The 22,846-nt window shown below is 32.5% G+C and carries 23 protein-coding genes; 7 read left to right on the top strand and 16 right to left on the bottom strand.

Features of this window, described 5'->3' with window-relative positions:
* The first annotated feature begins 92 nt into the window (after positions 1-92).
* The gene (locus ITJ86_RS06195; protein WP_195870749.1) at positions 93-1,154 is read left to right on the top strand and encodes a hypothetical protein; all 1,062 of its coding nucleotides are present in this window, start codon (positions 93-95) and stop codon (positions 1,152-1,154) included.
* On the opposite strand, the gene ITJ86_RS06190 is transcribed toward ITJ86_RS06195, so the two are convergent.
* The 5 genes from ITJ86_RS06190 to ITJ86_RS06170 all read right to left on the bottom strand — a co-directional run bounded on the left by ITJ86_RS06190 (position 1,155) and on the right by ITJ86_RS06170 (position 6,553).
* Entirely contained in the window at positions 1,155-1,673 is a 519-nt protein-coding gene (locus ITJ86_RS06190; protein WP_195870748.1) for an IS1096 element passenger TnpR family protein, read from the bottom strand.
* 25 nt (positions 1,674-1,698) lie between these two features.
* Positions 1,699-2,724: a COX15/CtaA family protein gene (locus ITJ86_RS06185; protein WP_195870747.1), complete on the bottom strand. Its 1,026-nt coding sequence runs from the start codon at positions 2,722-2,724 to the stop codon at positions 1,699-1,701.
* A gap of 51 nt (positions 2,725-2,775) precedes the next feature.
* The gene (locus ITJ86_RS06180) at positions 2,776-4,194 is read right to left on the bottom strand and encodes a CCA tRNA nucleotidyltransferase (protein WP_195870746.1); all 1,419 of its coding nucleotides are present in this window, start codon (positions 4,192-4,194) and stop codon (positions 2,776-2,778) included.
* A 454-nt stretch (positions 4,195-4,648) separates the two neighbouring features.
* On the bottom strand, positions 4,649-5,350 hold the full coding sequence (locus ITJ86_RS06175; RefSeq protein ID WP_195870745.1) for a sugar phosphate nucleotidyltransferase: 702 nt from the start codon (positions 5,348-5,350) through the stop codon (positions 4,649-4,651).
* A 3-nt stretch (positions 5,351-5,353) separates the two neighbouring features.
* Complete coding sequence (locus ITJ86_RS06170; protein ID WP_195870744.1) at positions 5,354-6,553, bottom strand: UDP-N-acetylglucosamine 4,6-dehydratase; 1,200 nt, start codon at positions 6,551-6,553, stop codon at positions 5,354-5,356.
* Positions 6,554-6,739: 186 nt separating this feature from the next.
* Here ITJ86_RS06170 and ITJ86_RS06165 point away from each other — a divergent pair, with 186 nt between their 5' ends.
* Positions 6,740-7,501 carry a lipopolysaccharide kinase InaA family protein gene (locus tag ITJ86_RS06165; protein WP_195870743.1) on the top strand — a complete coding sequence of 254 codons (762 nt, stop codon included), beginning with the start codon at positions 6,740-6,742 and terminating at the stop codon, positions 7,499-7,501.
* Here the strand turns inward: ITJ86_RS06165 and ITJ86_RS06160 are convergent, their stop codons facing one another.
* Entirely contained in the window at positions 7,502-8,266 is a 765-nt protein-coding gene (locus tag ITJ86_RS06160) for a glycosyltransferase family 2 protein (protein ID WP_195870742.1), read from the bottom strand.
* Positions 8,267-8,306: 40 nt separating this feature from the next.
* Between ITJ86_RS06160 and ITJ86_RS06155 the strand changes: the two genes are divergently transcribed.
* Entirely contained in the window at positions 8,307-9,131 is an 825-nt protein-coding gene (locus tag ITJ86_RS06155; protein WP_195870741.1) for a glycosyltransferase family 2 protein, read from the top strand.
* Between the two features lies 1 nt (position 9,132).
* Here ITJ86_RS06155 and ITJ86_RS06150 read toward each other — a convergent pair whose 3' ends face one another.
* The 5 genes from ITJ86_RS06150 to ITJ86_RS06130 form a co-directional block, all read right to left on the bottom strand.
* Positions 9,133-10,212, bottom strand: a complete 1,080-nt coding sequence (locus ITJ86_RS06150; protein WP_195870740.1) for a UDP-N-acetylglucosamine 2-epimerase — start codon at positions 10,210-10,212, stop codon at positions 9,133-9,135.
* A 13-nt stretch (positions 10,213-10,225) separates the two neighbouring features.
* Positions 10,226-11,167, bottom strand: a complete 942-nt coding sequence (locus ITJ86_RS06145) for a hypothetical protein (RefSeq protein ID WP_195870739.1) — start codon at positions 11,165-11,167, stop codon at positions 10,226-10,228.
* Positions 11,168-11,217: 50 nt separating this feature from the next.
* Entirely contained in the window at positions 11,218-12,087 is an 870-nt protein-coding gene (locus ITJ86_RS06140) for an ATP-grasp fold amidoligase family protein (RefSeq protein ID WP_195870738.1), read from the bottom strand.
* A gap of 69 nt (positions 12,088-12,156) precedes the next feature.
* On the bottom strand, positions 12,157-13,203 hold the full coding sequence (locus ITJ86_RS06135; RefSeq protein ID WP_195870737.1) for a sugar-transfer associated ATP-grasp domain-containing protein: 1,047 nt from the start codon (positions 13,201-13,203) through the stop codon (positions 12,157-12,159).
* A gap of 31 nt (positions 13,204-13,234) precedes the next feature.
* Positions 13,235-14,050 carry a 2,3,4,5-tetrahydropyridine-2,6-dicarboxylate N-succinyltransferase gene (locus tag ITJ86_RS06130; RefSeq protein ID WP_195870736.1) on the bottom strand — a complete coding sequence of 272 codons (816 nt, stop codon included), beginning with the start codon at positions 14,048-14,050 and terminating at the stop codon, positions 13,235-13,237.
* Positions 14,051-14,421: 371 nt separating this feature from the next.
* Between ITJ86_RS06130 and ruvX the strand changes: the two genes are divergently transcribed.
* From ruvX to mazG, 4 genes are all read left to right on the top strand, one after another.
* Positions 14,422-14,838: a Holliday junction resolvase RuvX gene (gene ruvX, locus ITJ86_RS06125; protein WP_195870735.1), complete on the top strand. Its 417-nt coding sequence runs from the start codon at positions 14,422-14,424 to the stop codon at positions 14,836-14,838.
* A 129-nt stretch (positions 14,839-14,967) separates the two neighbouring features.
* Entirely contained in the window at positions 14,968-15,558 is a 591-nt protein-coding gene (gene def / locus ITJ86_RS06120; protein ID WP_195870734.1) for a peptide deformylase, read from the top strand.
* A 100-nt stretch (positions 15,559-15,658) separates the two neighbouring features.
* A complete protein-coding gene (locus ITJ86_RS06115; RefSeq protein WP_195870733.1) occupies positions 15,659-16,090 on the top strand; it encodes a DUF5606 family protein in 432 nt (143 codons plus the stop codon).
* A gap of 78 nt (positions 16,091-16,168) precedes the next feature.
* Positions 16,169-16,942 carry a nucleoside triphosphate pyrophosphohydrolase gene (gene mazG / locus ITJ86_RS06110; protein ID WP_195870732.1) on the top strand — a complete coding sequence of 258 codons (774 nt, stop codon included), beginning with the start codon at positions 16,169-16,171 and terminating at the stop codon, positions 16,940-16,942.
* Between the two features lie 455 nt (positions 16,943-17,397).
* Here mazG and ITJ86_RS06105 read toward each other — a convergent pair whose 3' ends face one another.
* From ITJ86_RS06105 to ITJ86_RS06085, 5 genes are all read right to left on the bottom strand, one after another.
* On the bottom strand, positions 17,398-17,946 hold the full coding sequence (locus ITJ86_RS06105) for an HNH endonuclease (RefSeq protein ID WP_195870731.1): 549 nt from the start codon (positions 17,944-17,946) through the stop codon (positions 17,398-17,400).
* 38 nt (positions 17,947-17,984) lie between these two features.
* Positions 17,985-20,036: a DUF349 domain-containing protein gene (locus tag ITJ86_RS06100; protein WP_195870730.1), complete on the bottom strand. Its 2,052-nt coding sequence runs from the start codon at positions 20,034-20,036 to the stop codon at positions 17,985-17,987.
* 80 nt (positions 20,037-20,116) lie between these two features.
* A complete protein-coding gene (locus ITJ86_RS06095) occupies positions 20,117-20,878 on the bottom strand; it encodes a shikimate dehydrogenase family protein (protein ID WP_195870729.1) in 762 nt (253 codons plus the stop codon).
* Positions 20,847-21,866, bottom strand: coding sequence for a DUF368 domain-containing protein (locus tag ITJ86_RS06090; RefSeq protein WP_195870728.1), 1,020 nt, complete (start codon positions 21,864-21,866; stop codon positions 20,847-20,849). The genes ITJ86_RS06095 and ITJ86_RS06090 overlap by 32 nt, the downstream gene beginning before the upstream one ends.
* Complete coding sequence (locus tag ITJ86_RS06085) at positions 21,866-22,834, bottom strand: DUF368 domain-containing protein (protein WP_195870727.1); 969 nt, start codon at positions 22,832-22,834, stop codon at positions 21,866-21,868. The genes ITJ86_RS06090 and ITJ86_RS06085 overlap by 1 nt, the downstream gene beginning before the upstream one ends.
* Positions 22,835-22,846 lie beyond the last annotated feature (12 nt).

The following is a 22,846-nucleotide window of genomic DNA, read 5'->3' as shown; positions in this document are numbered from 1 at the left end:
ACTGAATTAATCACTATTGCCTGGAAAAAATATTTTAATCAAATTTAGAAGTAACTTTTTATTATTCATTTTAAAACCCTTAAATTTAGCACATGAGTGACGATTTAAAAATATCAAAACGAAAACCTACTTATCCTATATCGGAAAAATTGGATACGTATTTATCTGAATATAGACGAAATATTGATTTACCAATTTTTTATTCAGATTTACTACGTTTTCAAGGTTCTATTGTTGTTTATGATAAAAATGATGAAGATACGCTTTGGGTACGTGTGTATTATAATGATTATGAACGTGAAGAAATAGATCGGAGTTTAAAACAAGTGTATTCTCACTTACTATCCGATGGAGGAAAAGGGATATTAAAGTTCCTCAGTGTAGATGCTATTGATTTTTGTACGTTTGGAAACTCCAAACCATTTAGAATTAAGGTGAGAAACATTCTTAATGATAACTTCACGCATTTTTATGTTAAAACAGCAGATGCGTCGAGAGTTTATGGATTGGAATTAGAGCAAATGTTATCTCCATATCAAATTAATTTTTTGGTTTGTAAGGACACATTGATTGAGGAGCATATTGCCGGTATTCCTGGCGATGAGTTTATTAAAAACATGTTGCCAGACTGTAGTCCGAAAGAAAAAGCACAGATAGCCAAAGAGTTTGTAAAGTTTAATGAACGTTGTTTAATTCGGCTTTTGGGAGATATGCGTTCTTATAATTATGTGATTGTACCAACACACGATTTTGACCATGTTGTTTTTAAAATTAGAGCTATTGATTTCGATCAGCAATCGTATGAAGGCAACCTAAAGATTTATAGGCCACAATTTTTTAAAGAGAACTATAAGATGGTTGAGTTGGTACGTAAAAAAATTCAAAATGAATCCGTCGATCAGTATAAAATTGAAGAACGTTCTATTGTCGCTAAACGAATGATTAGTTACCACACACGTCTAAATGCATTATTAGACTGTATGGTAGAAGATGAGATTTCTATACCAAAACATATAGAAATGCTAAAAGAAGATATCTATGGCTATACCATGGATTTAAATTTTAGAAAAAGTAAAAACATGGGAGAAATCCTTAGAAATGCACTCGATTTTGTAAAGCGAAACTACGAAGATGTTAATTTGAGGAGGTTATAGTTAGTTCCAGTTTTCATCAAAATCTAAATCACTATAATCATCGATATCTAAATCATCTTCAAACTCGTTGTAGTCGTCATCGTCTTCTTCTGCTTCAAATGTTTTTTCTGGAGCTTCATCAGGTATTTGACCATGTACAAACATTAGATTTGGATAATCTGTACCTTCGGCTTCTTCAACAATTTCACCTAACTCAACATAAAATGTCCACATGTTCAAGAAATCATAGAGATAGATTAAGCGTGTAGATGCTTCATGAATTAAGTCTTTAATGATGGTACTGCTCATCATTTTTACTTCATTACCGGCTTCACTCATATCCATCATGGCAATTTCTTCACCTTGATTCCATTGCTCATCGCTCAAGTAAAACGAAGCCATTTCCATACCATCAAACCCAAAAGATTGTGTAATAACATTATGTAAATCTTCCATAGTGTCATTTTCTCGGATTTCTATATCACGGAACACATCATCTTCAGTATCGTTGTCTAGGATAATTCTAAATCTATAAATCATGCTGCAAAGTTAAGGGATTTTTTAATTATTTAGTAAAGCGATGTAAGGTAAATGTCATGGCGCTTAAAAGAATAAAAGCTCCTACTTGGTGTAAAACACCTAACCAAACCGGAACGGCTAACAGTAATGTGAAAACACCTAATAAAAATTGTACACCAACCATAATTAAAAGTAGGTTAATGCCTTTGGTTTGTAGTGTTGTTAATGTCATTCGTTTTGCTTTATACCAGATAGCGAGAATAAAAATAACCACCACATAAGCTAAAGTTCTATGTACAAACTGCACACCACTTTTACCTTCAATAAAGTTGAGGTATGTAGGACTGTGCTCTATAAGAACGGTTTCGTGCATTAATTTGCCTTCATTCATTAATGGCCAATGATTATGAATCCAACCTGCATCTAAACCAGCTACAAACGCACCATAAATAATTTGAAGGATGAGAACAGCTAAACCAATTCTAATAAAATTTCTGAATTTTTTGTCTATCACTTTTTTATCAGGAAACATTAAATCTAAAGCCACCCAAAACGTATATGCAAAGGTTAAAAATGCCGTAGTTAAGTGTGCTGCTAATCTAAAATGGCTTACGTTTGGCTTATCTACTAAACCAGATTTCACCATATACCAACCCAAAAACCCTTGAAAACCACCTAAAAACAATAGAACAAGCGATTTTTTAAATGTCGATTTTGAAAGTCGTTTTTTAATTAGAAAATAAATAAAAGGAATGATAAAGACCAAACCAATAAAACGCCCAATAACGCGATGAATCCATTCCCAGAAATAGATGTCTTTAAACTCTTCTAGTCCAAAGTGATTATGTAGTTTTTGATATTCTGGGTATTGTTTATACAGTTCAAAAGCTTCGTTCCATTCTACCTCATTCATAGGTGGAATAGTGCCAGAAATCAATTTGTAGTTTGAAATAGATAAGCCTGAATGCGTTAATCTAGTGATGCCACCTACAATGACCATTATAAAGATTAATATACAACCGGTTAGTAACCAGTAAATAACTGCTTTGTTTTCTTTTTTTTGACTAGCCATACAGACACTAATTTATTTAACTTCCAACTTCCAACTTCCAACTTCCAACTTCTAACTTTTCACCACCTCAAGTCCAAGGTTTTTTCCTTTTTCTAACATTAACTCAAAAGCTGCTTCATATTCATTAGGGATTTCACCTTCTAAAATGGCTTCTTTTATAGCTTCTTTTATCAACCCGATTTCTCTTGAGGGTTTTAAATTGAAGGTTTCCATAATTTCTTCACCTGAAACTGGAGGTTGGAAATTACGAACCTGATCACGTTCTTCAACTTCAATAATTTTAGCTCTTACTTTCTTGAAATTGTTATGGTATTTTTTGAATTTCTTAGGGTTTTTTGTAGTGATATCTGCTTCGCAAAGCGTCATTAAATCTTCTACATAGTCACCAGCATCAAACACTAATCGCCTTACTGCGGCATCCGTCACATCGGTCGCTAAAACGATAGGTCGAGAGCTCATAAATACCATTTTCTGAACAAATTTCATTTTGTCATTCAATGGCATTTTTAAACGTTTAAAAAGTTTATAAACCATTTTAGACCCTACAAATTCGTGTGCATGGAAGGTCCAACCTACTTTTTTCTGAAATTTTTTGGTTGGTGCTTTTCCAATATCGTGCAAGAGCGCAGCCCAACGCAACCATAGATTGTCTGTGGTTTTTGCTATGTTATCTACGACTTCTAGTGTGTGGTAAAAATTATCTTTATGGCGTTGCCCCTCAATCTCATCAATTCCTTTTAAAGCTGTTAATTCTGGAAGGATAAATTGTAACAATCCTGTTTGTTCTAAATGCAAAAAACCAACGGATGGTGTTTTGCTTTCGAGAATTTTATGAAGTTCTACAACAATGCGTTCTTTGGTAATAATCTTAATGCGCTCTTTATTATCAGCAATAGCTTTTAACGACGTCGCTTCAATTTCAAAATTTAGTTGAGTTGCAAATCTTATCGCACGCATCATACGCAACGGATCGTCACTATAGGTAATATTTGGATCTAAAGGTGTGCGAATTATGCCTTTGTCTAAATCATTCAGTCCATTGAAGGGATCTAAAAGCTCACCAAAGTTCTTTTCATTCAAACTTAGAGCTAAAGCATTAATGGTAAAATCCCGACGGTTTTGATCGTCTTGTAACGTACCATTTTCTACAATAGGATTTCTGCTGTTTTCGTTGTAACTTTCTTTACGTGCCCCAACAAATTCAACTTCAATCTCTTCATAACGCAACATGGCTGTTCCGTAGGTTTTAAAAACTTGAACTTTAGGTTGATTTGGTAAATTTTTAGCAACTTGTTTGGCGAGTTCTATGCCACTTCCAACAGCAACCACATCAATATCTTTTGCATCGCCACGATCTAAAAGATAGTCGCGTACAAAACCTCCAATAACATAACTTTCTACTTGTAATTCTTCAGCAGATTGCGTGATGTATTTAAAAATATTGTGTTTTAATGCTCGTTTGTGGTTCATAGGATAATTGAAACTACAGTTGCTCTATAAATAAATAGAAAATGTAACTGTATTTTTTGCTGGGCAAAGATACGATAGATGGCTAATGTTTTAAAAGGAATATGAAGCTTTTTATGTTGGATATTTTTTAAGAATATTATAAAATCGAATTCTAGAGTAAGACGATTTAATTTATGAATTACATTTTGAAGATGAAACGTATATAAATATTAAGTTTTTAATCTCTTTACCTGAGCTGATTTGTCGTCCTGCTAAGGCCGTAATATGGATAATAAAGAGAACGGTAATTGCAATTTGTGCCCTTAGGTACAACATATGGCGTACCTAAAGGCACGCAAGTCAAGGTTCAGTGTTGATTTTACCAATATAATGTGCCTAATGGCACAAATTTTAACTAAGATTAAAATGGCTACAATGTTTCTAGTAGACTTGTTTGCGTTAAAAACATATTAAACTAAAATTTAATGTGTTTTATATCGTTTTGAGCTTTGTTAAAATCTTCAGGCTTTCCGATGTCTAACCAATATTCAGAAATGGAATAATTCGTAATTTTTTTATTCTTTTCTAACAGAATATTAATAAAATCTGTAGCATCAAAAAAGCTGTTTTTAGGAATATATTCTAAACATGCTTTTTTAAACATATAGATGCCTGCATTCAAGTTATAGCAAGACGCGTGATTTAATTTTAATTCAGTAACCAATCCATTTTCTATTTCTACAACATCATGAGGCATGTCAACATCATAAGGAACCGTTGCAATTAGTGCGTCACTGTCTTGAGTTTTGAACGTATTAAAAACACATTCGAAATTTATATTTGTGAGTAAATCTGCATTCATCACTAGGATATAATCTTTATTAAAATGATTAAGTTTTAAAGCACCAATAGTGCCTAGTGATTTTGATTCTTTTATATAATTAATCTCTATTTGATGCTTGTTATGGTTTTTAAAGTATGCCACAATTTGATCACTTAGATAATTGACGGTAATGTGTATTTTTGAAATGCCATATGATGCCAAGTGATCTGTAATGTGTTCAATTACAGGTTTGTTTCCTATTTTTAAAAGCGGTTTTGGAGTGTTTTGGGTTAATGGCATTAAACGCTCACCTTTACCACCAGCCATAATGACAACATCTATTTTGTTATGCATCAGTTACATTTTATGATCTAAATAGTGACCTGTTTCACTGTGGTTAAAGTTCGGTAATGTATTTTGAAATACTTGCGTTATATTCTCCTTTGTCCAAGATTTTTTTGCTTTAAACTCTTTTATAGTTTCTGAAAATTTGTTGAGTTTATCTGCGTTATCAATTTCTACACCATTTTTAATCACACCAAGGCCATTAAATCGATTGAGGTCTAATGCGTCTTGTTTTGTGAAAAACGCTTCTGTTTCTTTTTCTCCAGTTGTATCTGTTGTTGACAATAAATATGGCCATTTTCCCGATTGCGGTAAAGTCTTAGCCAATTGTCTTGCTTCATTTTCATTGTCACATAAAAATGGTATGTATCCAAGGGCAGTTATATAGTTTTTAGCGATATCTGCGAAGCTAATGAGGTTTAAGTTTTTAGTCAGTTTAGGAAAAAAAATATCGTTATTCTCACCAAAAATACACGATAGTAAACAAAGCTCTCCCGATTCTTTAGGAGTAATAAAATAGCGTTTGATATCGTTTGGTGCAACGATAGGTTGTTGCTTTTTTATACGTTGCTCAAAACTATGTAATAAAGAGCCATCCGAAAATGCCACATTAGCAAAACGTGCTGTAGAAATCGCGATTTTTTTGCTGTTTTGCATTAAAAATAATTCCATAATGCGTTTGGAAGCTCCCATCATATTAATGGGATTGGTGGCTTTATCTGTAGAAACACAAAAGTATTTTTTTACACCATTTGTAATGGATTGTTGAATGGTTTTTTCGGTATTAAAAATATTGACATCAATCATTCGCATTATCGTGAACGCGTCTTCTTCGCTTCGTACGTGTTTTAATGCTGAAAGATTTAGTACATAATCATAACTACCATCTGAAGCGATAAAAGCATCGTATGCTACTGAGCCAATATCTAATGCAAAGGTTTTAAAATCACCATTAATATAACCGAAAGAACTTCGGATATCTCTTACCAATTCCACCAAATTATTTTCGCTAATATCTACAATATGAAGCTTTTTAGGGTGACGTTTAAATATTTCTTTGGTAACCGCTTGCCCAATAGTACCAGCACCTCCGAGAACCAAGAATTTTGAAGATGCAACAATAGTAGTGAGTTCGCTATGATGTGCTTTTATATCGTGTTCAAACAAGGCACTTTCTCTGCCAATAAGGTCTAAAATATTTTGTTTGGACATTTTTTTGTGGTTCATAAAGTAATTAGCGAAACGAGAGTTCTTTTGGTTAAATTAAAAAACGGGATTCTTAGCTTTGTAAATATAAGGTTTACCAATTATGTTTAAAAATGGTTACATTTATTTCTTTACTTTTATTATCCTTAAAATAGTCATAGTATTGATTATTAAAAATTGTAATATTGCCAAATGAAAACGATTAGAGTTAGAGCTGAATACAAGGCTTTTCAAGAAAAACTTGATTATTTTATTCAAAATTTTGAAACTGAAGGCACTCCTTTTGGTAATCAAAAACGAAATGCTCTTAGACTCTTTAAGTTGAATGATTTTGAGGTGAATATAAAATCCTTCAAAATCCCAAACCTTGTTAATCAAATAGCTTATAATTTTTTTAGAAAAAGTAAGGCGCAACGTTCATATGAATATGGCTTAGAACTTAAAAAACGAGGAATTGGTACACCAGAACCAATTGCTTTTTATGAATTTAAAACCTTGTTACTATTTAAAAAAAGTTATTATTTATCTGAACAAGTCGATTGCGATTTAACCTATAGAGAACTTACGCACGATTTTAATTATCCGGATTACGATACCATTTTAAGGGCATTTACCAGATTCACGTATCAACTGCACGAAAAGGGAATTAAGTTTTTGGATCATTCACCAGGAAATACCTTAATTAAAAAGGTAGATGATGGTTACCAATTCTTTTTAGTGGATTTGAATCGGATGGAGTTTAAACACATGAGTTTTGAAGATCGTATAAAGAACTTCGACAGATTAACGATTCATAAATCTATGGTAGAAGTGATGAGTGACGAGTACGCGAAAGTTTCAGGCGAAGATTATAATAAGATTGTAACGTTAATGTGGGACGCGACTGAGGCTTTTCAGGCGAAGCATCATAGGAAACAACGTATAAAAAAGCGATTACGTTTTTGGAGACGATAATTACACGTCCTTTTGTTTTTCTAATTCGCGTAGCTTAGAATATTTTAAAAATGTAATGTTTGCTGTTTGTACACAGATTACAAAACCATTAAAGCCATCTAAAAATCCAAGTCTTAAGAAATAAGATTTAAAAAATGCCCAAGTTGGGTTCCAAATAACTTTCAGTACTGAGCTTTTTTTTCCAGAGTTGAAATAGGCTTTAGCAGCAATCGTTGAAAAATATTCTGTCTTTTGATTAAACTCTGAATAGGTTTGATACGTTTTATGCAAAATATCCCCTTTTAAATGACCAGTTTTAGCTTCAGTATTGTGTAACTGCACATTATCATGCGGATTAATACCTTTCCACTCAGCTTTTCGTCTATCGAAAATACGTAGTTTTTTATTCGGATACCAATCAGAATGTTTAATCCATTGGCCACAAAAATTATTAAAACGGTTGGCGAAATAGCCATCAAACTTCCAGTTTGATTTTAGGTTTATAATGGATTGCTGTAATGTTTTCGATAAAGCTTCGTCACCATCTAAAGATACCACATGATCATATTTGGCTTGTGCTAACGCAAAATTCTTTTGTTCAATATAGCCTAAAAACTCTTGTTCTATGAAGTTTACATTAAACCGTTTACAAATAGATTTAGTTTGATCGCTAGAAAAGGAATCTACAACTACAATCTCATCTACAACATTAACTAAAGATTGTAAACATTGTTCTATGTTACGTTCTTCATTAAAAGTAATAATGACTCCAGACAGTTTTAGCATGTTGTTGATTTCAATGCTGTAAAAATAGTATTTTTGCTAAATGCAATCTAATCTACAGGCAACAATAATAATTAGTACTTATAATAAACCAGAATGGCTTAAGCTGGTATTACTTAGTTTTGATATTCAGACCACCAAGAATTTCGAAATTATAATTGCAGATGATGGCTCTGATGAAAAAACAAAAGCTATTATAGATTACTTTGCTAGACATTCAGATTTAAACGTTATTCATGTTTGGCAGGAAGATGACGGTTTTCAGAAAACAAAAATCTTGAACAAAGCCATTATGGCATCCAATTCAGACTATTTAATTTTCACAGACGGAGATTGCATTGTGCGTCAGGATTTTGTGGCAACACATTTAGAATTGAGACGTGTAAAGCATGCGCTTTCTGGAGGTTATTTTAAGCTGACAGATGACGTGTCTAAGAACATTAATGAAGATGTTATAAAAGCTCAAAAATGTTTTGAAAAGGATTGGCTTATAGTAGAAGGACAGCCAAAGACTTTTAAAATGAACAAGCTCACAACATCAGACACAAAAGCAAAATTTCTAAACTTTATAACGCCGACAAAAGCAACCTTTGATGGTATGAATGTATCCTGTTGGAAAGCCGATATTTTAGCCGTTAACGGTTTTGATGAACGCATGAAATATGGAGGTGAAGATAGGGAAGTAGGAGAACGTATGATGAATAATGGTATCACGTTTTTACAGATACGCTATAGTGCTATTTGTGTGCATTTACATCATGATAGGCCTTATAAAAATGAGGATGCAATGACCTTAAATAAGGAAATAAGACAACTCACAAAACGCGAAAAATCTGCGTATACCAATTATGGTATTAAAAAGGTATGAACTATTTTTTTATAGTGTAAGGCTTAGAATAACTCTTCAAAGTAAAGTAACCCAAACGCTTTCTTATTTTATACTTTCGAATTAAATTGAGCGGTTTATTTTTTAAATGGCTTTTATCTTCGTGTAAAAAAGAAATACAAGTTTCAACAACGCGTTTACTCGATTTACCATCAAAATAGGGATGTAGTTGATTTATAAATGTGTCAATATTTGCAAGTAGTTTTTCAGGATAACTGAGAGCCTCATCAAACGCGCTTTCTATGGCATTTGCACTTTCTATATTGATTAAGTAATCGTGATTAAACGTATGTCTATAGGTGACTACAGGTTTCTTCTGAATTAAAAATTCTTGTATAGCAGACGTTGTATCTGCAAACATAATATCTGCTTTTTTAAACAGCGGAACTAAATCGGTTGTGTCATAATAGGTGAAGTGCTTACTGTTTAAAGTTATCCATTTATCTTTTATTTCTTGAGGCAATTTAGGATGTAAAACCATTATAAAATTGTACTTTCCAGTTGTTGCTAGTTCTTCAATGGTGTTAAAAACATCATCGTGAAGCGCTAAGCTTAATCGCTTACTAAAAGTGGACGCAATCATTATGGTCGGAAGTTCGGCTTTTTCTTTTTTTACAATTGGAAACAAAGGATCTACTTTACTCCAACCTGTTTCTTTAACTTCAAAATGCGGAAATTTTTCTTGTTGCATTTGAAATCCAGCAGTACTAGATGGTCCTTGTGTACAATACAAATCAAAAAAACCACGAATTCTAAAATGAGCAAATTTATTGTTGCCTTCTGGTCGTTTTTGAGCATTGAAGCCATGAAAAATCTGTACTTTAAGTCCTGTTATAAAATCGGGTACAGTATCTGTAGCTGTTAATACAATATGTGGTTCAAATTTTACGACATCTTGTATGGTGTTGAGAACATTATCCTTTCCTTTTAATGCGTCTTTACCATCATTAAGATCGCTATACCACATGGCAGTATCACCTCGGCTTAGTATTTCTTTTTCCAACGGATTTCCTATCGGCAAAGCATAGCTGTAAGAAATGTATATTAAGAATTTATAAGACATGCTTTTAATTAATTTATGAGGTACGTTTCTCTAACCAGTTTAAAATATATTCTAAAATGTGTGATGGACTACGGTCTAAACTTTGAAGTCCTAAAAACAACTTTCCTTTCGATTTTACATTTAATTTGAATTTATACCAAATCAAAGGTTTTTTGTAGGACCTAAAGTACATCAGTTTTAAATCACTATCAAAATAACAGGTTTTATTCTTTATTTCTAAATGATTAGCCAAGCCTTGAGGAGTAAACTGACTCGTTTTTCTAAAACGATGTTTAATATTTTCTAGAAGTACATCTTCGTTGTCATTAAAATAGTTTTCAAAGGTCGATTTCCGTAACGGATGAGGTGTATGCTTAAAATTGTAATATTTATCAAAACCTGCTAATCGAGCGGCATTTTGCTGAATAGATTTATGGCCAACTCTCGGTTTTTTAAATTTTTTGTAAAATATATCTTTATCAAACTTTAGCCATTTACCTCTTAAAATGGGTAACCCATTTTTAAAGAAATCATTTGGTTTTGTGTCGTTTATAAGAAAGAAATCATCATTAAAATAGATAAAGTGTTCAGCTAAATCTGGAATTCTGAATAAACAGGTTTCAATTGGTCTACAATTAAAAGTTGGTAAATACTCTTCATAACCTTTAAAGACCACTTTATGGTCTACTATAGAAACGTTTTTATACGTGTCGTCAGAACTGTTTTGTAAAAATTCAGGTGTTTGGTTGTCGGTAATAATGTAAATGTTTCTTATATACGGAGCGTATTTGAGAATAGAATTAATAGTAAACTTTATTTCATTAACCTGATCGAAACGTGTTCTAAATTTCTCAGAACTAATTTTAGTTTTATCCTCTAAATAAGGTAGCATTTTGGCTTTGTGGTTTTCATCTTCGCCATCTACCCAGAGAATTACAGCATCAATAGTATGTTGGTCAGCATTGTTATTCGTCATAATTCACATTCCAAATATGGTACAAATTACCTTTAAATATGTTATCGAAGTTAATCTAATTTAGTAATAGCTTGTTGTCCCGATTCTAATTTAGGCAGTATAATGTAATCGCCAATAATTTTGTTGTATTCATCAGGAATAAAATCTTTTCTTCCATCCGATGGGTAAAACGTCATTTCACCAAAGATAGTTTTCCCTTGGATAGAGTAAAAATCAACTCGCACAAACGGAAAATTTCCAGACAAAATTTCAGCAAATTTTATCATTTCCTCTAGGTTCGTTGGTTTTTTAATTGCTGAAGAAATACTTTTTTCTAAAGAAACATATCTGTAAGGTAATGGTTTAAAATCGAAATCAAAAAAACCGCGTTTATGATTATCTGCTCTATCTAAATGTACTTCTAAAAATTTAGGAGTGCCATTAAAACAATAAAATTTATAATCTATTAGTGAGTTTTCTTCGTCATCTTTTAAAAATTTTTCAACAACTATTCGTGGTGGCACATCTTTATAAGCCCATTCTTGTCCGATTCTGTAGTATTGATTTTTGCTTAACCATTTGTGAAACGATTTTATAGCTTTTTTCTTATCGAGATTTGTTTTGTCTGTTACAATTAAATTGTGACTGCTTGTATGGGTTGCTTTAACGACAAATTTATTAGGTAACTCTTCAAATGGAATTGATTCAGGTTTGTCATAAACACCATAAATTTGATTGAGGTATTGCGCTCCTATTTTTTCTTCAACATAAGTTCTAACGGCATATTTGTCTACTAATAGGTTTAAGATTTTTGGATGATAAAACACCTTCATCCATTGGAGTTTTTCATTAAACTCAATAGGGTTTTCTAAATCTAATTTTTTGCCAGTGTAATACTCGTAAGAAATTGGTGTATAAATTTTAGGCGGTAAGGATCTCATTTTCCGTAAGTGCCTTAAAAAAAATCGACGTATTATACTTGGCATTATTATGATGTTTAAATATTAAAATTACAATCCTTGTTTTTGTTTCCAAAGATTATTCCAACCTAAATCCTTAAAGCATGGTCCTGTAGTTGCTTCACTAAACTTTATGCCATTATTGATGCCGTTCACTTCAATAAGTTGAATTTTGTCTAAATGGTCTACGGCTAAATCCCAACCTAAACAACCCATAAACGGGATAGTTTTATGCATTTCTATAGCTTTTTCTAGGCATTTATTGAAATACGGAATTGTTTTTTGATGAAATGAGACCTTACTATCTGGATGTTTATCAATTTCAGTCCAATTCATATAGCCTTTAGGATGAAATTCACCTGAGTTAATATCTATAGAAACACTGACCGCAGAATTTGATTTAATATGAGTGTCTTTTGTACGACCAAATCTAATATAAGATGCTCGGGCAGAAATATTGCCTAAGGGATCAGATACTGTAGTGACTCTTATTGTTGCAACAGAATTATCAGCAAATTCTGAAAAAAATGGATGTTGCTGAATAAACTTTTGAAAAACTCCGTTGCCATATCCATTTGATAAAAATGTTGAAATATCAAAATTACTTTTATCTAGTATAAAGACACCTTTACCTCGTTTAGAGTTTTCTAATTTAAAAACTAACTTATCATGTTTTTCAAATAGGTAGTCTTTAACTTTATTTGGGTCTATAATTTTGCTATCTATACTGCAAAATTTACCGTTAAGAATATAGGCGACATCTAATGTTTCAATATCGGAAAGCAAAAAAGGGATAATAAAGTTTCGGTCTGCCACTTTCCCGTAATCTCCATTTAACTTTGGAATCACTTCTTTTGCGTAATAATTATCAGGAATCCAACCATCTTCAAATCGATTCTGAAAAGCAGCATACACATACAACCAAGGAGCATAGGCTCTATTGCCAAGGACTTCAGTGGCATATTCATTGGATTGTTTTTTAAGCTTTGGTTGAAGCTTGCCTTTATAACTTTCAATTATATTTAGCGCTTTTAAAGCACGACCGTTTGATCTTTTAAGTTTAAAATACCAATATATATCATACTTCAGTTGCTCCATATCTAATTTCAGTTATATCTAATTTTAGTTTTTAAACTGCTACATCATACTCACGCAAAGCATCATTTAAAGAGGTCTTCTTATTGGTGCTTTCTTTACGTTTACCAATAATTAAAGCACAAGGTACTTGAAATTCTCCAGCAGCAAACTTTTTAGTGTAACTTCCAGGTATTACTACAGAACGTGCTGGTACAACACCTTTGGTTTCCACAGGTTCATCTCCAGTAACATCAATAATTTTTGTACTCATGGTTAACACCACATTCGCACCTAAAACAGCTTCTTTTTCTACACGTACGCCTTCAACAACAATACAACGACTACCTATAAATGCACCATCTTCAATAATTACTGGAGCTGCTTGTAAAGGTTCTAAAACTCCACCAATACCAACACCTCCAGAAAGGTGGACATTTTTACCAATCTGTGCACAGCTACCAACTGTAGCCCAAGTATCTACCATAGTACCTTCATCTACATAAGCACCAATATTTACATAACTTGGCATTAAAATAGTTCCTGAAGAAATATAAGCTCCATGTCTGGCTACAGCATGTGGTACAACTCTAATTCCCTTTTCTGCATAGCCTTTTTTCAATGGAATTTTGTCATGATATTCAAAAATACCAACTTCAAAAGTTTCCATTTTCTGAATAGGGAAATATAAAACGACTGCTTTTTTTACCCATTCGTTTACTTGCCATCCATTATCAGTAGGCTCTGCCACACGTAATGTACCAGCATCAACAAGGTCTACAACGCTTCTTATAGCATCTATAGTTATTTGATTAGTTAAAAGAGAACGATCTTCCCACGCATTTTCTATAACAGACTGTAATTGTTTCATGTTTTCAAATTGAATTTAGTCATCAAAGATACTTTTATAATAATTGAAGCTAAAATACTTTTTAATAAAAATGTGACCATTTGAAAAATGTAGTGTCTTAATAGTAATTAAATGCCCTGGATATTTTACCTGAATGTCACAGAATTTGATTAATAGCAAATATTGAAAACTCCTCTCCCTATTGAACGAGGCGTTTTCTTTTTTAATACAAAAAGATGTGACCTACATAACAATGTGGTGTCTTAAGTATAACGATCATGTTGATTTATTTTTAGAGGGAATAACTCATTTGATTGGTTTGGTTAAATTGATTATTTTAAAAACGCTTCTTTTTTTAAGGAAGCGTTTTTTAATGCCTTATCTTTGCAATTATGGGACGAATTTTAGCCATAGATTATGGTACAAAACGAACAGGATTAGCAGTAACAGACGAGATGCAAATAATAGCTTCTGGTCTTACTACAGTTGAAACAAAAGAGCTGCTTCCGTTTTTAATAAAATATACTTCAACTGAAAGCGTTGATAAAATTGTAGTTGGTTTACCTAAACAGATGGACAATACAGCGTCGGAAAGCGAAGTCTATATTCAGAAGTTTTTAGTGCAACTAACAAAAGCTATTCCTCAAATTCCTGTAGATAGAGTAGATGAGCGCTTTACGTCTAAAATGGCATTTCAAACGATGATTGATAGTGGATTGAAGAAAAAACAAAGAAAAAATAAGGCTTTGGTTGATGAAATTAGTGCCACATTGATATTACAGAGTTACCTTTCTAGTAATCAATTTTAAATATTAAGTATATAGTATTAAAGTATTAAAACATTCTATCTTCTATAGAAAACATAATGGAATTTAGTTTTTGAAATTTGAAATATTATATTAGAATTTGGTACTTTTGCACGCGAAAATAAATGAATTATGATTTTACCTATTGTAGCCTATGGCGATGCTGTTTTAAGAAAAGAAGCAAAGGAAATAGACAAAGATTACCCGAAGCTAAGTGAGCTTATTGCTAACATGAAGGAAACCATGTATGGTGCATATGGTGTTGGTTTAGCTGCGCCTCAAATTGGTTTAGCTATTCGTTTGTTTATGGTAGATACAAGTCCCTTTGCTGAAGATGAAGAGCTTTCTGAAAAAGAACGAGAGCAAATGAAAAACTTCAAAAAGACATTTATTAATGCTAAAATTTTAGAAGAGGAAGGCGATGAGTGGGCTTTTAATGAAGGTTGCTTAAGTATTCCAGATGTAAGAGAAGATGTTTTTAGACAGCCAAAAATTAAGATTCAATATCAGGATGAGAATTTTGATACACATGTTGAAGAGTATGATGGCTTAATTGCTAGAGTTATTCAACATGAATATGACCATATTGAAGGTATTTTATTTACAGATAAATTATCATCATTTAAAAAGCGTTTAATTAAAGGACGTCTTACTAATATTTCAAAAGGTAAGATTAAAATTGATTACAAAATGCGTTTTCCTTTAATGAGTAGAAAGCGTTAAAAACATATAAACTATTGTCACCCTGAGCGCAGTCGAAGGGTTTATTAATAACAAAATAATTGGGCTTCGACTGCGCTCAGCCTGACGATAAAAAAACAAGATGAGCTTAGATACAATTTTATCCATTTCTGGAAAACCAGGTTTATACCAAATCGTAACACAAACGAGAACAGGTGCTGTAGTAGAATCGTTAATCGATAAAAAGCGCATCACAGTTGGTGCACATAGTAACATAAGTATTCTTAGTGAAATAGCTATTTATACCCTAACTGAAGAAGTGCCTTTAAGAGATGTACTAAAAAAGGTAAAAGAAAAGGAAGGTGGACAACAAACGTCTATCAGTCATAAAGATGGTAAAGACGTATTAGAGGAATTTTTCTTTGAAGTATTACCAGATTATGATGAAGATCGTGTATATCCTTCAGATATTAAGAAAGTGGTACAATGGTACAATTTACTTCAGAAAAACAATCTTTTAGAGTCACTTGAAGAGTCTAAAGACGCGAAAGAAACTTCTGAAGAAGAAGAATAAATAATACGTCAGTTCGAGTGGTTTTTAGCTGAAAGCTTTCAGCTTAAAATTGTATCGAGAACCTATTATACTAAAGTAATGTCTGATAAAACAGCCCAATTAAAAGCTTTTGAACGTTTGTTAACCATTATGGATGAGTTGCGCGAGCAATGTCCTTGGGATAAAAAACAAACGATGGAGTCTTTACGTCATCTTACCATTGAAGAAGTTTACGAACTTGGAGATGCTATTTTAGATGATGATTTAGAGGAAGTTAAAAAAGAATTGGGAGATGTTTTATTGCATATTGTGTTTTATTCTAAAATAGGAAGTGAAACAAATGACTTTGATATCGTAGATGTTTGCCATAGTATTTGTGATAAACTTGTAGATCGACATCCACATATTTATGGTGATGTTAAGGTTGAAAACGAAGAAGAGGTTAAACGAAATTGGGAGCAACTAAAACTTAAAGAAGGTAAGAAAAGTGTTCTCGAAGGAGTGCCTAAAAGCTTACCAGCAGTTGTAAAAGCCAGCAGAATTCAAGATAAGGTAGCAGGAGTTGGCTTTGATTGGGAAAAACCAGAACAAGTTTTTGAAAAAGTAGAAGAGGAGCTTGCCGAATTAAAAGCTGAAATTGCAAAAGGTGATCTCGATGCGATAGAAAGTGAATTTGGTGATGTGATGTTTTCAATGATTAACTACGCACGCTTTCTTAAGGTAAATCCCGAAAATGCCTTAGAGCGAACTAATAAGAAATTCATAAAACGCTTTCAATATTTAGAATCTAAAGCGAAAGAGCGAGATAAATCCCTAAAGGATATGACACTGTCCGAAATGGATGTCTTTTGGGAAGAAGCGAAATTACTGTAATAGCTTATGTCATTCTTGCGAAGGCAGAAATCCACCTTAAATTATCGTTTTTAAGTTTACAGTAAATTTATAGAAATCTAGATATCTAAATTGTCTTTCTATAATGTAGTTAAATCCTTAAGAGTATTCTTAATTTTTAATTTGAATAGCCTTTCTATAGTTGGACTTACATTTAGAAATGACCATGCTAAGGTGTAAATTGTTAAAGTTTTAAAAAAAATAAAATCCAAACATCCAAAACTAAACTTTGTACGTAAATACTGTATATAAAAGTAAAACGCTTTTATAATCTTAGTAGGAAATCTTAATTATTATTTAAGCGGTTGTAATTAAGGTTAATTTAGTTTAGTTAGGGCAAAACCCACTTGTAAAGCACAAGTGGGTTTTGATATTTTAAAAATCTAGCTGAGATTAAATTGAAATTTTTAAATGAGATTACGTATCCAAGTAAGAATTTATTCGGTTACCTCTCCCCAGTTTTCTCCAGTTTTTATTCTGTAAAGCTGCATTTCAGAAATTCCAAATTGCTTCGCAATCATTTTTAGACGCGTTCTACGATTAGGATCATTTATTTTCCGTTTAATAAACTTAACTTTCGTTTCAGTAAGCTTGGTATTTGAAGGTTTTTTACGCTTTCTATTTTTGAATTCAGGATTGCTAAACTGATGTATTTCCTTTTCTCTTTTCGTTGCCCATTTTAAGTTTTCAACTCTATTATCGGTTTTGTCGTAATTGAGGTGAATGACATATAGGCCATCATTTTGTTCTAAGAAATGTTCGGCTACCAATTTATGAACATATCTACTTGTTAGCTTACCATTTTTCTTTTGCTTAAGCGGTAGATTTTGATAGCCATTAATAAAATATTTCTTAACTAGAAATTCAGTTTCTGTTTTACAGTTAATTAGTCTACCATAATTAGAAATTTTGAACTTTTCATCTTCTGCAATATTGTCATCAAAAACTATCTCTTTCCATTCTTCGTTCCAATGGTCTCGTATCATCGTATTCTCCCTTTCTTTTAAAAACTAAACTATAAATTTTAATTATACATGCCTCTGACCTTTGTTAACTTGGCCTTCCATGTATCTAATTCTTTTTTGTGGTTATCAATATTTTTATGAACATCCTTTACTAATGGGTTATCTGATTTTACATTAGAGAAAAACTGTAAATTATTTTCCAATTGATTAATTTCAGACTTAATATCACTAATACGCTTGCGAATAAAATTTTGTTCGTTGTCCAATAAGCGTGTGTCTTCTGGATCCGCTAAATTTTCAAGTTTACTTTCAAACTTAATCATTTCTAATTTCGACTTATCCATTTTTAGTTTGTCAAACTTATCGTCAATCGCTTTGTAGAATTTACCGTCGATATAACGTTTGTTTTGTGGTACGTACCCAATGTCTTTCCACTCAGCAATTTTATCTTGTAATGTTTTGATATCGGCTTTTGGATCTTCTGAAAGCTCCAATGCTTTTAAACCATCTAGAAGTTTTACTTTTTTATCAAAAGCTTCATATAAATGTTGGTCTTTAGCTTTACGCTCAGCATGCATTTTATCAAAATAATGATTACAAGCAGATTTAAATTGTTTCCAAATTTTATCGCTATCGCGTCTTGGAACATGACCAATTTTTTTCCAATCGCTTTGAATTTTTTTCATCAACGGAGTTACCGTCGCAAAATCATCACTATCTTTATTGTCTTCTGCAATTTGAATTAGTTCCTTTTTCTTTTTAAGATTGTCGTACTGATCTTTCTTTAGGTTTTTATAAAAACTGTTTTTACCACGATTAAAAGTTCTAACGGCGTTTTTAAATTTTGCCCAAGTACTTTCGTTGACTTTTAAAGGTACTTTTCCTGCTTTAAAAAAGGCATCCCTTAAAGCTTCAATTTCTTTAATCTTTTTCTGCCAAGCACTATGTGACGTTGCTTTGTCTTCTCCAATTGCAGTGATTTTTGCAATGATTTCCTCTTTTCGTTCAAGGTTTTTTTCATGTGCCTTATCCATGTCTGCAAAGTAAGCCTGACGCTTATCATGTATAGCCTTGGTTGCATTACTAAAGCGTTCCCAAATAGCTTCTCTATGTTCTTTGCCAACGGGTCCAAGTTCTTCTTTCCACAATTTATGTAATACTTGTAGTTCTCTAAACGAACGGTTAGTATTTTCATCTTCAGCTAACTCTTCTGCACGTTCTATGATTTTCAATTTCTGATCATAGTTATGCTTAAAGTCCATATCTCTCAAATCATTATTGAGATGTAAAAAGTCGTAAAAACGTTCTACATGATGGTGGTAAGTATTCCAAGCATTATTGTATTTGTCTCTTGGAATTGGACCTGCATTACGCCATTTTTCCTGAAGTTCCTTGAAGGTTTTATAGGTTGTACCCATATTTTCTTCAACACTAAGTAAACCCTTGATATCTTCAATAATTTGTAATCTATTATCAAGATTTTGTTTTAGGTTTTGCTCGCGCTCCTTATAGTAAGCGTTTATTGTTTGTTTGTATTCTTTATAATGAGCATTGAATTGTTTCTTGGCGTCGTTAGTGTAATAAAAGTCTATTTCGTTACCACCATCGTCAATGAATTCTTCCTTTTTTTCTTCTAGAAGTTCACTGAATTTAGCATTAAACTCACTTTTTATTTCATTAACATGTTTAGAAATGGTCTGAATTTTATGGTTTTTTAAGAGTCTGCTGATTTCAGCATTTAACTCATCCATAGACATAGCATGATAATCTTTCTCTTCTACTTCATGACGTTCAGCATTAGATTCGTCTTCAGCGTCTTCAGCATTGGATGCTTCTATTTCATCAACATGATTGTCTTTAGCGGCATCCGTTTTAGATGCGTTCTCAGTTGCAGCCTCTTCTGCTTCTGTACTGCTTTTAGGTTCATTATCAGTTGATTCTGTTTCGGAATCTTGTTTAACTTCGGCTTCAACGTTGTTGTTGTCAACATCATTTCCTTCAGTTTCAGATTTTGCTTCCGTTTTAATTTCAGCTTGTTGCGTTGGAGTAGTATCTGTTGATTCTACTTCTTTTTTTCCATCTGCATTCTGCAGGTTATCATTCTCAGACATATGTCAAAATATTTATTATAATTGTTAAAGATACTAACTAGTAGTATAACTACAAAGGAATTGCTTGTAGAGCTTGTGTTTTAAGACTTATTCCAGATTTCCCAGGATTTTTCGGCTTGAAGTCGTAACATTTCTAAACCGTTAATGGTTGTGGCTCCATTTTGGTAACCTTGTTTTAAGAATTTTGTTTGATCAGGATTGTAAATAAGGTCATACAATATGTGACTTTCAGAGATAGCATCATAAGGAATATCTGGACATTGATCGATATTAGGATATGTGCCAATAGGTGTGCAATTGATGATAATTGTATAATCTGAAATTATAGCATTAGTTAGATCCGAATACAAATAGGTGACGTTTTTCTTTTGCGATCGTGAGACAAAGTCATACTGAATTTCTAAGTTTTTAAGCGCGTATGCAATAGCTTTAGATGCACCTCCTGTACCTAAAATTAAAGCTTTTTTATGATGTGATTTTAGATGTGGTTGTATGGAGTTTTTAAAACCATAAAAATCAGTATTGTAGCCAATTAACTGATTGTTTTTAGCAAACCTAATGGTATTCACAGCTCCAATTTCTTCAGCTTTTTTATCCAGTTTATCTAGTAAGGGAATAACTTGTTCTTTATAGGGAATAGTAACGTTAAGCCCTTTTAAATTTGAAGTGTTTTTTATAATTACTAAAAGCTCGTCTATAGATTGTAAATCGAAATTAACGTATGTATTTTGCGAATTTTCAGTTTCGAATTTGGTTTTAAAATATCCTCTCGAAAACGAGTAAGAGATATCTTTACCGACGAGTCCGAATTTAAGCTTTAATTTGTCTTGTGCGTTTTCCATACCATTCTAATCCTAAAACTATGAGGATTCCAAGGGCAATATAAACAATTGCGATGTAAGTTTGGCTGTTGAATTCAGGTAAATACCGTTGATAATTGGCAATAATTTGTTTTCCAGTAGAATCTAAGATTGTTATGCCTTCCGAATTTGTTTTATATATGGTTTCTTTCCATGGCCAAACAACTCCAAGTGAGCCAATTATAAATCCCATGATGGTAGCCAAAGTAATGAATTTATAATGTTTTAATATGTAATTTAATATATGTGAAAAAGTAACCAAGCCAGCTACTGAACCTAGTGTAAATACCGCTAAAACTTTTAACATTCGTATACGATAGGCATCATATATAAAATCAAAATTACCACTAAAAACATCGATCATCGTATCATAAAGAGCATTTACAGAGTCCACTAAGAGTAATACGTAATTGCCCAAAAGTATAAGAATAAAAGACCCAGAAAATCCTGGTAAGGTCATTCCAGAAACACTTATAATACCACAAAAGAAGACGAAAAATAAGTTATCGTTTTCTGTTGCTGGATCTAAAAAGCTAACACTAAGACCAGCGATGGCACCAAGAACTAAAGCTAGTAATGTTGTTCTATTCCACTCTTTAAAATCTTTAGATATATAATAAATTGAACCCAAAATCATGCCGAAGAAAGTACTCCAAACATAGAGTTCATAGTGCACAATAAGATAATCTAATATTTTTGAAACACTGAAATAACTCACTATCATTCCTAAAAATAGCGAGCCCAAAAACTTACCATTGATATAGCGATAGAAGCTACTAAATCTGCCATTAAATAAGAGTTTAAAAGCGGTTTTATTTACGCGTTGAAGAGAATAAATAAACTCTTCATAAAAACCAGCTACAAATGCAACAACACCACCAGAAACACCTGGAACTTTGTTCGCGGCTCCCATGGCCAACCCTTTAATGACCAGGAATACACGGTCTTTAAACGATCTGGTGCTTTGCATTACACGTTATTTTTATGTTTACCGAGACTTTCTAAAATTAGAATTGTAGCAAAACCGATAACAATAAAAATGATGGCCATTACTAATTCGTTATCTCCGGCATACGCTATTGGTGAAATGCTTCTATCGAGTAAGGTAACTACTTCTCCTTCAGAATTAACACGTGTTTTTAAAACTTCTTTCCATGGCCAAATTTTATTTAATGACCCAATCATAAATCCGGTTAGGATGGCTAATGTAAGATTTTTATGATGTTTGAACATCCAATTTAAGGCTTTCGAAAACACTTTAATTCCAATAATGGCACCAACACCAAGTAATGCAAATTTTAGCAAGGCATCTTTAAAAAGATCCATGTTACCAGTCAATACTCCGTCTCTTAAATTATTAATAGTGTCAATTGCGGTTTGGTACGCACCAAGTATAAGTAATATAAATGCCCCTGAAACTCCAGGTAAAATCATAGCAATGATAGCTATAAAGCCACAAAATAAAAGATAAAATGGACTGTCTGGTGACGCAAATGGTTCGGCTTCAGTAATGTAAAACGATAAAATTGACGTCGCAATAATGGCAATAATCAACTTAATAGACAAGCCTTTAATTTGTTTAGCAATATAAAGAATACTAGCTAAAACGAGCCCAAAGAAAAAGGACCATAATAAGATAGTTTCGTTATGTAATAGCCATTTTATTAATTTGGCTAAGGACAATATACTAAATGCAACGCCAAAAAAGAGTGCAAATAGAAAGTTACCATTTATGGAATTCCAAGCTCTTTTAAAACCCTCTTGTTTCCACACTTTAAAAACTCCAAGGTTCACCTTGTCTATACTTTCAATAAGTTCTTCGTAAATACCAGAAATAAATGCGATAGTTCCTCCTGAAACTCCTGGAACAACATCTGCTGCTCCCATTGCAATACCCTTAAAAGTGATAACTAAGTAGTCTATAAATCGTCTTTGCATTTTATAAAAAAT

This window comes from Winogradskyella marina (assembly GCF_015645385.1).
Lineage (GTDB): Bacteria > Bacteroidota > Bacteroidia > Flavobacteriales > Flavobacteriaceae > Winogradskyella > Winogradskyella marina.
Note: the sequence above shows the minus strand (reverse complement) of the source record. Positions and strands in the feature narration are given on the sequence as shown.